Below are 12752 nucleotides of genomic sequence, written 5' to 3' on the forward strand. Positions count from 1 at the left end.
GTATGCCAACCTTACAAACGATCACCCTCGCCAGTGCGGCAACAACGACTGCCCTGATGGGCGGCCTTTTTTACGCGTATTCCTGCTCGGTCAATCCCGGACTGGGTCGTTTATCCGACGTCGCGTATCTATCTGCCATGCAGTCCATTAACCGGGCTATATTGAATCCTGTCTTTTTTGTCGGCTTTATGGGAACGGCCATTCTGTTACCACTCAGTACCTGGAGCCATTATCAGCAGCCCGTCTCAGGTCGTTTCTGGCTGTTGCTGTGTGCCTCCATTGTATACCTGATCGGCACGTTCGGCGTCACTATTTTAGGGAACGTTCCGCTGAATGATGCACTGGATGCGTTTTCGATACAAACCGCTTCGGCTGAAGAGGTTACGGCGCAACGAGCCAGGTTTGAAGCACCCTGGAACAGGCTGCATGCGATCCGGACAGTGGCCGCCGTACTTGCTGTTATTCTTGTTATCATTGCCTGCCTTACTGACCGGGAAACGACCAGTTCAGCTACTGATGTAAATTGATCCTGTCGCTTTATTTAGTTGAGTCGTCCCCATCTTGAAAGCCTTCTTCAGGTTTTCTGATGAAAAGCTTATTTTGCTGGCTGAAATCTATTGACAGTGCTTAAACTCATTGTCAATAGAAAATTAGCCCTTGTTCCTCTTTATGAAAAAACTCCTCATTCTGACCGGATTGCTGCTGATGCAGGGACTACTTCTGGCGCAACAGCCGTTTACCAATGGTCGACTGAAAGTATCCGACAATAAACGATACCTGGTTCACCAGAACGGCACGCCATTTTTCTGGCTTGGCGATACAGCCTGGGAGTTATTTCACCGACTCAACCGCGAAGAGGCCGATCAATACCTCAAACGGCGGGCCGAACAGGGATTTACGGTCGTACAGGCCGTAGCGCTTGCTGAGTTCGATGGGCTTAAGGAGCAGAATCCTTACGGCGAAGTGCCGCTTATCAACAACGATCCGGCAACGCCCAATGAAGCCTACTTCAAGCACGTCGATTACATTGTCGATAAGGCGGCCCAGTATGGTATCGTCATTGGATTTCTACCGACCTGGGGGGATAAAGTATTCAAGAACTCCTGGGGACAAGGGCCGGAAATTTTCAATACGGGCAACGCCCTGGTATATGGTCGCTACATTGGTAATCGCTACAAAAACCGCGACAATATCGTCTGGATTCTGGGTGGTGACCGCAATCCGCGTGATGGATCGCAGGATGTAGCGATCTGGCGGGCAATGGCCGATGGTATTCAGGAAGGAGTTGGTGGAACCGATAAAGCGTTAATCACATACCACCCCCAGCCGAATGGTATGGAAGGAGGGGCGTCGAAATGGTTTCAAAATGAGCCGTGGTTTGACTTTACTATGCACCAGAATGGGCATTGCCGCTTTACACCCATGTATGACCACATCACGGTGTCGTATAACCGCCAGCCAATCAAGCCCACAATGGATGCTGAACCGATCTATGAAGACCATCCGGTTTGCTTCAATGCGAAAGATCTGGGTACGTCCAACGCCTATGATGTGCGCCTGTATGCCTACCTGGACCTGTTTGCCGGGGCGCATGGGCACACTTATGGCTGCCACGACATCTGGCAGATGTACAGTGCCAAACGGCCTGCGGTTAATAATCCGCATATTTTCTGGCAGGAGGCTCTTGATCTGCCCGGCGCTAACCAGATGACTCACGTTAAACGCTTGCTAACGGCTCGTCCGTTGCTCGATCGTGTTCCCGACCAGTCGATGATTGTAGAAAATGACCTTGGCCCTGCCGAACGGATTCAGGCTACGAGAGGAAACGATTATGCATTTATTTATACTGCAATTGGAAAGCCCTTCACGGTCAATTCTGGCAAAATTTCCGGCAAGAACATCAAGGCAATCTGGTTCGATCCGCGCACGGGCAAAACCCAGCCCGCCGGTACGTTCGATAACCAGAAGCCGCAACAATTCGCTCCTCCATCAAAGGGGTATGGCCAGGACTGGGTACTTGTGCTGGATGATACGGCCAGGAATTACCCAGCTTTATAAATCTAATTAAATCCAGATGCACCGCTGGTGCTGAGGCAACCTACTGTCGGGCTGCAATTACCTGTGTGTTATTTAACTTTAACAATTTCGCCAAAGTAATTCATATATACGGTGTAATCCATTGTCTTTTTACTGCCGGGCTCTTTCAATCGCATGGTCAGTGTTATGTATTTCTGGCCATTGAAGGTTGGCTTGTAAAGGGCATTTTGCAGGATAGCTTTCTGAATGGGTTCGTCGATTTTGGTAAAATACAGTAAGTCATCTTTTAGTAAGGTCCGTTTAAAAACGCGACTCCCCGACTTTTTTGTAGCCAGCACCGTAACGCTGTTATTAAAATAACACCCCTGGGCAGTTGGCATGGTGCTGGTATCCTGGTCTAGTGTCAGCGTAACTTTTATCGATTTCGCCGACTCCTGATACTCGTTCGATTTACCCAATTTGTCTTTCTCAATAATCGACAGGCAATTCTGAGGTTTGGGCGACGGTGCTGATTCGGCTGCGGCAGTAGAGGACTGTGTGGCTTCATCCTGTTTTTTTTCGGTCCGACCACAGGCGGTTAGCAGACTGACGGCTAAAAGTGTTAAGCAAACGTTTTTCATGCTGTAAATTTCGCATTTATCCCGTTTCTGAACATGCTTGTCGTCATTTCCTTTCACAAAAAAGGGCAGCTATGGAGAGTTGGTTTACCAAAATAGGGTTTTCGTTTGGAGCCACTGACGGTCATTGCCGTGCCACGGTTTGTTTGCACATGATTAGTAACCACCGTCCGCGGCTGCGGTGGCACGGCAACGACCGTCAGTGGCTCCAAACGAAAACCCTTAATAAATTAAATCATGGGTGCCGACACGCCCTGGTTCAAACACGCCTTATTTCAGGAAACCCAGTACTGCCTTTTTGAAAGCATCGATAGCCTGAACATGCGGGATGTGACCCACGTCAGGGAGTTCCAGTAATTGACTGCCCGGTATTTGTTTCTGTGTGCGTTTGCCCAAATCCGGGTATTGACCATGCTGGTTGACCAGCGCTTTGGGCACGCGAGCCTTACCAACAATAGTGCGGTCGGCCTGACCGATGATCAAGAGGGTCGGCACGTTAATCCGGTTGAATTCATAGCACACGGGTTGCTCGTATATCATCTGGTAGGTCAATGCATTTACCCAGGCAATTTGCCTGAATCGCGGATCAGTTAGAGCCGCAGCCTGAGCCCGTACCCATTCTTCATAGGCAGGTTTCCATTCCGGGTAATAACTCTGCTGATACTTTTTATAGGATTCATACGTAGCCGCTAACTCACCTTTATATAAACTGTCAATAGGCGAATAGGGAACAAAGGTCCGGTAATCTTCCAGTCCAATCGGGTTTTCCAGGATTAGCTTACTGACGCGGTCTGGATAGAGTAGGGTAAAGCGTGTTGCCAGCATACCGCCCATGGAGTGAGCAATAACAATGGCTTTATTAATTTTAAGTGAATCAAGTAATTGTTTGTTGTTGGCTGCCAGTGCGTGAAAACTATAATGCAGATCTGGGTAGTCCGATTTGCCCCAGCCAACCTGATCCGGCACAATAACCCGATAGCCTGATTTGCTCAGAAAGTTTATAACATCCCGCCAATAAGTACCTGAAAAGTTTTTGCCGTGAAAAAGAATCGCTGTTCCTACGGTCGACTTACCCGCTGGAGCCACATCCATATAGGCCATTCGTATGGTTTTTTGCTCCTGTCGTATTGATAAATACTTCATTGGATACGGATAGGAAATAGCCTGGGCAAAAACGGGAAAGGTGCTGATCCAAAAGAGAAGCACACAATAGAAATGATTTTTCATAACGAATTATTCTGACGGGTGAGCGGGAGGTTTTCGAATACCCTTTTGACTTTTTTCTATCGTTTACAACGGCAAAAAGGCATGGTTGGTTAATTAGCTGATAGCGACCCGAAATCTAGTTGCAGCCGTTCCTGATCGTTGTGTACCCCATTTCTATGGCTGTTCAGGACACGCTAGATTTTACGAGTTTCTTGAGTGAATTGTACTTTTTGTATGAAAATTAGTCCTCACAAAATGGATAGTCCTAAAAATTAGAATTATTAGAAAAATACAAATCATGCGCAATTTAAAGGGACTTATTGTACTTTTCTAATAACTAGCCTATTTTGCCTATAATGAATTGACTTTTTAAAAGAATTTTGCCTTAAAAGGTGCTTTTTGACCACTGATCTATTGCATTAGATAGGCTGATTATAGCACCTTTGTCACGGAAAAATATAAATTAAAGTCCAATGAAACAGTTCCGTTTATCAATTGCTGTACTACTTTCAGTATGGGGTCTGGCTGGCATGGGAGATGCTAAAGCCGACAATGGTTTGGTCGTAAACGGGGTAAATGTTGAGAAGTCCGAGCAAAAGAAAGTGCGTTTATATACCCAAACGACAGAGCCTGTTGACGTGTCCATCATCGATGCCGACGGCAACCTGCTCTATCGTGGAATCGTTTCCAAGAGCCAAAAGGGAGTTACTTCATTCAACCTGAACAGACTGCCCGACGGTCAGTATTTTGTAACAGCCACCAACGATACGTACTGGATGTCGCAAGTATTGACGATTAAAGGAAACTCGGTGATCCTCGATGAAAGCAACCAGAAACAACTGGTGCAGCCTACCGTATCGTCTTACGGCAAGAATAAGTTTGAAGTGAATCTACCTGCCAAGAATGTAGAAGAAGCGAATGTCGCCATCTATGATGCGCAGAACGTTCTGGTTCAAACAGATTCATTCAAAGGTTCAGTTCGTCGGTTCGATCTGTCATCTCTGCCCGATGGTGCTTACACGTTTATCGTAGGCCCGGATCAGAAGCAATTCGCAACACGCATTGACATTAAGCACTAAGCCACTGGCAAGTGCATGTCGATAGCCTCAGGGCTTATTGGCTTATAGATTCTCAACTTATGCGATAAGATTTTTCGGACAAGTCTGGTCGCACCCCAATTCTCCGCTGCGTTTTCACAAACGCAGCGGTTTTTTTATGGATAGACCTTGGTCATACGCGTATTTTTCTGCTGAAAAGGAGTATGAGGTTGAGTAACAGGCAATAAAAGTAGATCATCGTAAACGCAGCGGGGCTGTTTTTTTTCTACTAATTCCGTTTTGGGTTTTTCTTTAGGGTTGCAATCCCTACCTTTACAGGGTCAAAAATGGGTAAAACCCCGACGGCTTGCCGTTGAGGTTTAGCTCTTAGCCCAGCTGGTCCGAACAGCTGGGCTTTTTCATGGCTTCGACTCAAATCGATTCGTATTATCCATTCGACCTCGAATCCTTTTCTGACTGTAACATCGCAGGGGTGTTTAATCACGACCGAATCGGCGAAGGACGGCCAAACCATTTTGACCGTAACACAGTGGGATTATTCAACCGTGGTTCTGAGCGAAAGTGCTACTTACTTGACACGTGTCCAGGTTTTGGTTTTTCCTAAAAACGGTATTCCCATGATATAACCATGCAGATCCAGTGAATTTGGGTCTTTGAGGGTTAAATCGCAGCTGTAAGTCTTTCCATCTTCCGGATTATAAATCTGTCCATCGCTCCAGACATTATTGCCTTTATAGCTCAGATTGGTCACCATGACCAGGTTAAGCAGTGGTCGATTTCGTAGTTTTTCATCTGGATTCTGGCTATCCAATTTTGGCTTATTGGTAGCCGGATCAGTCGGTTCGGCCATCCATACCAGTCGACCATAATATTTATTGCCCTGCTTATAAATTTGAACCTGATTTTTCTTTCTGGAGCTAAGCCATTTTCCAACCAGGAGGTCTGCATCATCGGGTTGGGGAGCATAGGCCGATAACGTTAGCAAAAGCAATAGGACTAAAGCGGTTAAGCGATATGCGTTCATAGAATGATAGGTAATTCGTTTTGTTGTATAAACTCAACTAGGGGAGGTGTAGTCAATTCGTCGATCATAACGTAAATTAGATTATCTGACTGACACCTCTCCTGGACATAATACCTCGCTGTTAGAGTTGGTAACTGCCGAAAAGATTAAACTGATTTTATTCGTTTATGGAATAGAATTCTTATTTACCTGTTCAGTTCATCCTCTGCTATCGACGGTTGATACGACATTCTTCACAACTCAATTAGTAACAGGTGGAGATTCGCCGTTCGTAAAGCGAAGTTTGGGCCTGAAAATGGAGTTTGATCGATCCCGAAAGAGTCAGTTAACAATTACCAGTCCTGTGCCCTTGCATGAAGGTTACTCCACGAGCCTTAAATTTATTAAGTCATGAACATCGAAGCCGTTTATTACGTCTACAAAGTACATCGTGTACTAAACGAAGAGCCCCGCGTTACTGGCCCTAAACTGTTCGACCTGCCGAAAACAGAGCCTAATCCACACAAGTCAGAGCAGTCGGCCATTGATTACATTAAACGACAAAATGAAGCATTACACGCATTCACTATCGTAAAAGTCTATGAGCCAAGAGGCTAACTTCATTGAAATTTAAGGTCAATATTCGGTTGATAATCAGTCGGTTTTCTTTTCTAGTTTTCACCTGCCAACACCTCAACTTTTTTCGTAGCATCTTTATGCGATGCGGCTAATTTGCCTTTCCCAACGTTCCTGCCAACCTTTGCTTCTAGTTTATTAGACTATGTTTACAGGCATCAGGTTGCTCCGTTCTGGTTTGGTAGGCTGGCTGCTGGCGGTCTGGCTATCGGTTGGGTTGCGTGCTCAATCGGCGGAGGTTCCTTTTGTTCGCTACACCACCGAACAGGGATTATCAAATGACGTCATTACGGCCATTGCGAAAGATCCGCGCGGTTTTTTGTGGATCGGTACGCTCAATGGGCTAAACCGCTTCGATGGTGTTCAGTTCAAGATTTTTAAACGTACAGGTCAGGCCAAAGATTTGCCGGGTAACTACATTGTCTCGAATGGGATTACACCTGATCGTAACGGCTATCTGTGGATATCAACAAACCGTGGTCTTTACCGGTTTGACCCGATCCGTGAACGGGGGCAGACCATAATGCTGCCACAACTCCAGGATAAGCAGGCTGATAATGATTTTATATCGCCTGTTCGTTTCGATCAGGCCGGTATGGGCTGGTTTTCCTCCGTCGATCGTTTGTATCGGATTGATCCCCAGACATTACAGCTGACGGCCTATTCATTGCCTTATGCGACGCCAACGTCCTATGCCACGCCAGTACCGGACCGGAGCGGACAATTATGGCTGTTTATGCCGGGAACCTTATATAGGTTTGATCGGGCAACGCGCCAGTGGACCTATGTTATTGGTAAAAAACCGATTTATGCTACGGGTGCGGTTGATGTCATTGGGTTGTTTGAGAGCCGGAACGGGCAGCTTTTTGCCCAGTTAGCGCCGTGGGGTCTATTGCGCTATGACGCTAAAACGAACCGTTTTGTCAAGTACCTTGACCACCAGCTACTCGTGACCGAAATGGCTGAAGCGAAAGGAACGGATGGTAAACCAGTTTTCTGGCTGGGCGGACTCTCGCAACTAACACGCTATGAGCCCGATAAAAATAAGTATACCGACTTTGCCCGAATTATCGATGATCCCAACAGCTATCCTGGGGGGATAACTGGCCCTTTGTATAACGATTCATTGACTAATGCACTCTGGGTGGGTACAACACATGGCCTTGCCGTAATTGATCCACTAGCGTTAAAATTCGGACGGCAACTGGTGCGCGTTGCCGATGATAAAGAATTGATCGAAAACGTGCAGGTTATAAAGCAGGATCGACGTAACGACTCAGTCTACTGGGGCATCACCGATAAAGTAAACTTGTTTCGCTGGAATCGACAACAGTCTACCCTCCAGGCAGTTCCTGTACCGACTTCTATTGCGGGGAAAAGGTCCTATGCACTCACACAGGACTTGGCCGGGCGGGTTTGGGTTGGCCTGGAAAATGGGGTTGGAATTTACAATCCCACCACTAATCAGTGGCAGTACAGGCAGGATTTTTTGTCTGACGAGGCCGACTTTACTACGGACAAAAGAAAGCTGAGCGTGCCAAATAGCTCAAAAAACTACCCAAGAGTTAGTGTTAAACAGCTATATCAGGATCATCGGGGACGTATCTGGTTAGGTTCTGTCCGACGGGGTTTATTTTGGTACGATCCAGCAACCGACCAGATACGTTCCTGGCCGATCAAAGGTGACTCTGGGCAATCTTTGGGCGTGAGTCGTATCCAGGAAGATAGTCGTGGGCGACTCTGGATACTAACAACCCGAGGATTGGTTCGGATCAGCCCTGATCGTAATCATACAGTACGAGTGCAAATAAAAACGACCGGGCGTACGGTTCAACCGTCAGATCAGTTACAAAGCACATTCCTGGTCGATAAGGCTAGGAATGTGTGGTTATCGGGCATTGATTTTCTGGTGAAGGCTGACACAAACGGGCGGATTTCCCAGACGTACACGTTAGCCAATGGACTATTAGCCGACCATATTTTCGGGATTGCCGAGGACAAACGCGGTCATCTCTGGCTGGCAACCGACGAACAGTTGCATGAGCTTGATCCCGCAACAGGGCGTTTTCAGTATTACAGTAAAGCCAGTGGTTTGATGGCGAACAGTTTGTTTCAGCCGATCACGCAAAATCGGCAGGGCGAATTATTCATTGGGGCTGAAGGCGGCTTTACTTACTTTCGACCGGAGCAATTACGCCAGAATCGAGTGCCGCCCCCGGTTGTCATAACTGAGGTTCGGGTCAATAATCATCCGCGTGCGCTTGAACCTGCCCAATCAATACAGCTGGCGCCAGGCGAAACGACCCTGACAGTCGCCTTTGCTGCGCTCAACTATAGCCAGTCTACAAAGAACCGATATGCGTATCGACTGGTAGATTTTGACGATGAGTGGATTACCACCGATGCCCGCACGGCAACGTATACCAATTTAGCACCCGGCAATTATCAGCTGCGCATTCGGGCGGCCAATAACGATGGCATATGGAATCAGACCGGCACGACCTTGCTGATACGGGTGATTCCGGCTTATTACCAGACACTATGGTTCAAACTCTTGATTCTGGCTGTCATTATTGGAGCCTTGTGGGGAATTTACCGCAATCGACAGATTCAGCAGCAACGAGTTGCCCGAATCCGCGATCGTATTGCCAAAGATTTGCACGATGACATTGGGTCTACGCTAAGCAGTATTCGTATTTTTAGCGATGTAGTTCAGACGCAGATTGCCGATGTTCGGCCAGAATCAGTGCCTTTGTTACAGCGTATTAGTGCCAATGCTTCCACGCTGGCCGAGTCAATGCAGGATATTATCTGGACGACAAAAGCGCGTCACGATGGCCTGGACGATGTGGTGAGCCGGATGCGGGAATTTGGCTTACGACTCACTGAAGCGAAAGGAATTACCTTCACAATGACTGTAGCCGAGCCTTTCCCGGCTCTGAAACTGAACGTCGAACAGCGACGGAATATGTACCTGATTTTCAAGGAAAGTGTCAACAATGCCGTTAAATATGCCGATTGTACGCGAGTAGACGTAACCCTAACTGTGACGGGGCGCCAACTCCACGTTCTGATTCAGGATGATGGACAGGGCTTTGATCCGGGTACGGTTCGCTCGGGCAACGGGCTGGCAAATCTGCAGACAAGAGCGCACGACATTCGGGCTAAACTCGCCATTTCATCAGCACCAGGCGCAGGCACATCCATTTCATTAACGGCTACTCTATCCTAACAGATCATGGCTGATATCGGCATTATATACTACGAAGATAACCGCGAACTACGCGAAGGATTGTCATATTTGATTCAGGCAACGCCCGGCCTGTCATTACGCGGAGCATTCGGCAACTGTCAGCATCTGCCCGATGAAATCCGGTCACTCCGCCCGGATGTGGTATTAATGGATATTGATTTGCCGGGTCTGAGCGGGATAGATGCCGTACCGCTGGTTAAAGCCATTTTGCCTGCGACTCAGGTGCTGATGCTGACCGTATTTGATGATGAAGACAAGATATTTCGGGCGATTCGCAACGGAGCCAGCGGCTACTTGCTCAAGCATACATCACCGGCAGAACTGATAGCCGCCATTTTCGATCTGCACCGGGGTGGATCGCCCATGACTGCAAGCATTGCCCGGAAAATATTGCAGCACTTTCAGCAGCCCAAAGCACGGCCAACGGAAGAGTATAATTTATCGGCTCGTGAACTGGATATTGTAAAAGGGTTGGTCAGTGGGTATAGTTACAAACTGATTGCCGACGAATTGCACATTAGTATTGACACCGTTCGATCCCACATCCGTAGTATTTACGATAAACTTCAGGTCAACTCCAAAACCGAAGCCGTTTTAAAAGCCATGCGGGAAGGATTGGTGTAAAGAAGTCTGGTCGCGCCTTTACGATTCACCCCCTATTCGTATAGGCGTCAAATGGTCCATCTCGTTTTCCTCGAAGAGCCGGGAGCGGATCAGGAAACGGATGCCCATCGGAATCTCCAGTGAGAAGCTGGCACCCCGGCCACGTGTGACATCAACGGTGAGATGGGTATGTCGCCAGTACTCAAACTGGTCTCCCGACATCCAGAAGTCGCAGCCATCAATCTGGCCCATCCACACGTCGGATGACCCAATAATAAAATCGCCCACGGCATAGCACATGGGCGACGAACCATCACAGCATCCTCCGCTCTGGTGAAACATTAGTGGCCCGTGTTGAGCCCTAAGTTTTTCGATAACGTCTGCGGCAGCCGGAGTGAGGTCTACGCGCGGGATGGTTTGAGTTGTCATAAAAAATCAATAAAGAAACACCTTTAGCTGTCAATAATAAACGTCTTTTCGAGAAAGTAGACAAAGGAGCGAATGAGTCTGCACGTGCTCGCTCATTCACTCGCTCAACCCTCCCATCTACTAGTAATGGCATTTTCGCAAAATCCCTTGCCACCGAACGGCGGACCGTGGTTAACCATGAAGCTCAAAAAAAACGTGGTACGGGATTTTGCGAAAGTCCTGATTAAAAGAACCCAAGTTTGCTCTTGCTATACGAGATAAGAATGTTTTTGCTCTGACGATAATGGTTGAGCATCATGTGGTGATTTTCCCGACCGAAGCCCGACTTCTTATAGCCGCCAAATGGAGCGTGTGCCGGGTAGTTATGGTAGCAGTTGACCCATACGCGGCCCGCCTGTATCTCCCGCGGAACCTGATACAACTCATGGGCATCGCGCGTCCATAAGCCAGCACCCAGACCATAGAGGGTATCGTTCGCCATCGCAATGGCTTCGTTTCCATCTTTGAAGGTAGTTACGGACACCACGGGGCCGAAAATCTCTTCCTGGAAAATGCGCATTTTGTTGTTGCCCTTGAAGATCGTCGGCTGGATATAGTACCCACTTTCAAGTCCATTGCCAACCAATCCGGCGGGGCCACCGCCCGTTAGAACTTCGGCACCTTCCTGCTTGCCAATGTCGATGTAGGAAAGAATTTTTTCGTACTGATCATTACTGGCCTGGGCTCCCATCATCGTTTCGGGATCGAGAGGATGGCCGAGTTTGATTGCTTTGGTACGCTCGATCACCCGTTCGATAAACCGGTCATAGGCCCGCTCATGAATTAAGAGCCGGGATGGACAGGTACAGATTTCGCCCTGGTTCAGCGCAAACATGACCGCCCCTTCTACGCACTTGTCGAAGAATTCATCATCGGCATCGGCAATCGACTCCATGAAGATATTCGGCGATTTTCCGCCAAGTTCCATCGTTACCGGAATCAGATTTTCGGATGCGTACTGCATAATCAGGCGACCCGTTGTGGTTTCACCCGTAAAGGCTACTTTGGCCACCCGCTTCGATTGGGCCAGTGGCTTACCCGCTTCCGGTCCGAAGCCATTAACAATATTCACCACACCAGCAGGAATTAACCCTTCCAGTACTTCCATCAAAACCAGAATGGACGTAGGCGTTTGCTCGGCGGGTTTCATCACAACGCAACAACCCGCAGCCAGGGCAGGAGCCAGTTTCCAGGTGGCCATCAGGAGCGGGAAGTTCCAGGGGATAATCTGCCCGACAACGCCAATGGGTTCTTTAACGATCAACGAAACAGTATTAGAGTCGAGCTCGGCCAGACTGCCTTCTTCGGCACGGATTACACCAGCAAAATAACGGAAATGGTCGACGACAAGTGGTAAATCGGCGGCCAGTGTTTCGCGAACGGCTTTTCCGTTTTCAACCGTTTCGACACGGGCCAGAAACTCCAGATTCTGCTCTATTTTGTCGGCAATGCGAAGGAGAATATTACTGCGTTCGGTAGCTGACGTGCGCGACCAGGCCGGGAAAGCCTTGTGGGCAGCATCAAGCGCCAGATCGATATCAGCGGCTTTCGAACGCGGAACACGGGCGATCAGACTGTCGTCGATTGGCGATGTATTATTGAAATACTCACCGTCTACCGGTGCTACCCACTTGCCACCGATGTAGTTTTCGTATTGGCTCTTAAACTCAGGCCGGGGCAGAATCTTACTGGGGGCTTCTAATACTTCCATGTTTGTTGTTAAAAAGTTAAATTGGATTTGTTACAAAGTTTGCGTGAATTATTCAATAATAGTTTATCAATCGTATCGTCTGCTAGCACAATCCTATCAAAATTGCGATGAGCCCCGTAGCAGCTACCTGGAAAAAAGGAGAATTTAGAACTATTGATTA

The 12752-nt window shown here is 47.9% G+C and carries 11 protein-coding genes; 6 read left to right on the plus strand and 5 right to left on the minus strand.

The genetic code is table 11. The features are described 5' to 3' along the window. The first annotated feature begins 2 nt into the window (after positions 1–2). Together GJR95_RS30890 and GJR95_RS30895 are read left to right on the plus strand one after the other, a co-directional pair. Positions 3–527 carry an anthrone oxygenase family protein gene (locus GJR95_RS30890; RefSeq protein WP_162389528.1) on the plus strand — a complete coding sequence of 175 codons (525 nt, stop codon included), beginning with the start codon at positions 3–5 and terminating at the stop codon, positions 525–527. A gap of 142 nt (positions 528–669) precedes the next feature. After that, positions 670–2058 (plus strand): glycoside hydrolase family 140 protein, encoded by a 1389-nt coding sequence (locus tag GJR95_RS30895; RefSeq protein WP_162389529.1) that lies wholly within the window; start codon positions 670–672, stop codon positions 2056–2058. Between the two features lie 68 nt (positions 2059–2126). Here GJR95_RS30895 and GJR95_RS30900 read toward each other — a convergent pair whose 3' ends face one another. Continuing rightward, on the minus strand, positions 2127–2657 hold the full coding sequence (locus GJR95_RS30900) for a hypothetical protein (protein WP_162389530.1): 531 nt from the start codon (positions 2655–2657) through the stop codon (positions 2127–2129). A 267-nt stretch (positions 2658–2924) separates the two neighbouring features. Continuing rightward, entirely contained in the window at positions 2925–3881 is a 957-nt protein-coding gene (locus tag GJR95_RS30905; RefSeq protein ID WP_162389531.1) for an alpha/beta fold hydrolase, read from the minus strand. 452 nt (positions 3882–4333) lie between these two features. Between GJR95_RS30905 and GJR95_RS30910 the strand changes: the two genes are divergently transcribed. Next, on the plus strand, positions 4334–4939 hold the full coding sequence (locus tag GJR95_RS30910) for a T9SS type A sorting domain-containing protein (protein ID WP_162389532.1): 606 nt from the start codon (positions 4334–4336) through the stop codon (positions 4937–4939). A gap of 547 nt (positions 4940–5486) precedes the next feature. On the opposite strand, the gene GJR95_RS30915 is transcribed toward GJR95_RS30910, so the two are convergent. After that, positions 5487–5942 (minus strand): DUF2147 domain-containing protein, encoded by a 456-nt coding sequence (locus GJR95_RS30915; protein WP_162389533.1) that lies wholly within the window; start codon positions 5940–5942, stop codon positions 5487–5489. Positions 5943–6332: 390 nt separating this feature from the next. Here GJR95_RS30915 and GJR95_RS30920 point away from each other — a divergent pair, with 390 nt between their 5' ends. From GJR95_RS30920 to GJR95_RS30930, 3 genes are all read left to right on the plus strand, one after another. Beyond that, entirely contained in the window at positions 6333–6539 is a 207-nt protein-coding gene (locus GJR95_RS30920) for a hypothetical protein (protein WP_162389534.1), read from the plus strand. Between the two features lie 163 nt (positions 6540–6702). Beyond that, positions 6703–9789, plus strand: a complete 3087-nt coding sequence (locus GJR95_RS30925) for a sensor histidine kinase (protein WP_162389535.1) — start codon at positions 6703–6705, stop codon at positions 9787–9789. A 6-nt stretch (positions 9790–9795) separates the two neighbouring features. Continuing rightward, the gene (locus tag GJR95_RS30930) at positions 9796–10434 is read left to right on the plus strand and encodes a response regulator (protein ID WP_232540915.1); all 639 of its coding nucleotides are present in this window, start codon (positions 9796–9798) and stop codon (positions 10432–10434) included. Between the two features lie 18 nt (positions 10435–10452). On the opposite strand, the gene GJR95_RS30935 is transcribed toward GJR95_RS30930, so the two are convergent. Continuing rightward, positions 10453–10842 (minus strand): DUF779 domain-containing protein, encoded by a 390-nt coding sequence (locus GJR95_RS30935; protein ID WP_162389536.1) that lies wholly within the window; start codon positions 10840–10842, stop codon positions 10453–10455. Between the two features lie 223 nt (positions 10843–11065). After that, entirely contained in the window at positions 11066–12592 is a 1527-nt protein-coding gene (locus GJR95_RS30940; protein WP_162389537.1) for an aldehyde dehydrogenase family protein, read from the minus strand. Between the last annotated feature and the right edge of the window lie 160 nt (positions 12593–12752).

The organism is Spirosoma endbachense, from assembly GCF_010233585.1.
GTDB classification, from domain to species: Bacteria; Bacteroidota; Bacteroidia; order Cytophagales; family Spirosomataceae; genus Spirosoma; species Spirosoma endbachense.

What these genes read in the sequence shown, in the direction of transcription:
- GJR95_RS30890 (WP_162389528.1), top strand. Translation starts at nt 3, where the DNA reads ATGCCAACCTTACAAACGATCACCCTCGCCAGTGCGGCAACAACGACT.
- GJR95_RS30905 (WP_162389531.1), bottom strand. Translation starts at nt 3,881, where the DNA reads ATGAAAAATCATTTCTATTGTGTGCTTCTCTTTTGGATCAGCACCTTT.
- GJR95_RS30940 (WP_162389537.1), bottom strand. Translation starts at nt 12,592, where the DNA reads ATGGAAGTATTAGAAGCCCCCAGTAAGATTCTGCCCCGGCCTGAGTTT.
- GJR95_RS30935 (WP_162389536.1), bottom strand. Translation starts at nt 10,842, where the DNA reads ATGACAACTCAAACCATCCCGCGCGTAGACCTCACTCCGGCTGCCGCA.
- GJR95_RS30925 (WP_162389535.1), top strand. Translation starts at nt 6,703, where the DNA reads ATGTTTACAGGCATCAGGTTGCTCCGTTCTGGTTTGGTAGGCTGGCTG.
- GJR95_RS30920 (WP_162389534.1), top strand. Translation starts at nt 6,333, where the DNA reads ATGAACATCGAAGCCGTTTATTACGTCTACAAAGTACATCGTGTACTA.
- GJR95_RS30895 (WP_162389529.1), top strand. Translation starts at nt 670, where the DNA reads ATGAAAAAACTCCTCATTCTGACCGGATTGCTGCTGATGCAGGGACTA.
- GJR95_RS30910 (WP_162389532.1), top strand. Translation starts at nt 4,334, where the DNA reads ATGAAACAGTTCCGTTTATCAATTGCTGTACTACTTTCAGTATGGGGT.
- GJR95_RS30900 (WP_162389530.1), bottom strand. Translation starts at nt 2,657, where the DNA reads ATGAAAAACGTTTGCTTAACACTTTTAGCCGTCAGTCTGCTAACCGCC.
- GJR95_RS30930 (WP_232540915.1), top strand. Translation starts at nt 9,796, where the DNA reads ATGGCTGATATCGGCATTATATACTACGAAGATAACCGCGAACTACGC.
- GJR95_RS30915 (WP_162389533.1), bottom strand. Translation starts at nt 5,942, where the DNA reads ATGAACGCATATCGCTTAACCGCTTTAGTCCTATTGCTTTTGCTAACG.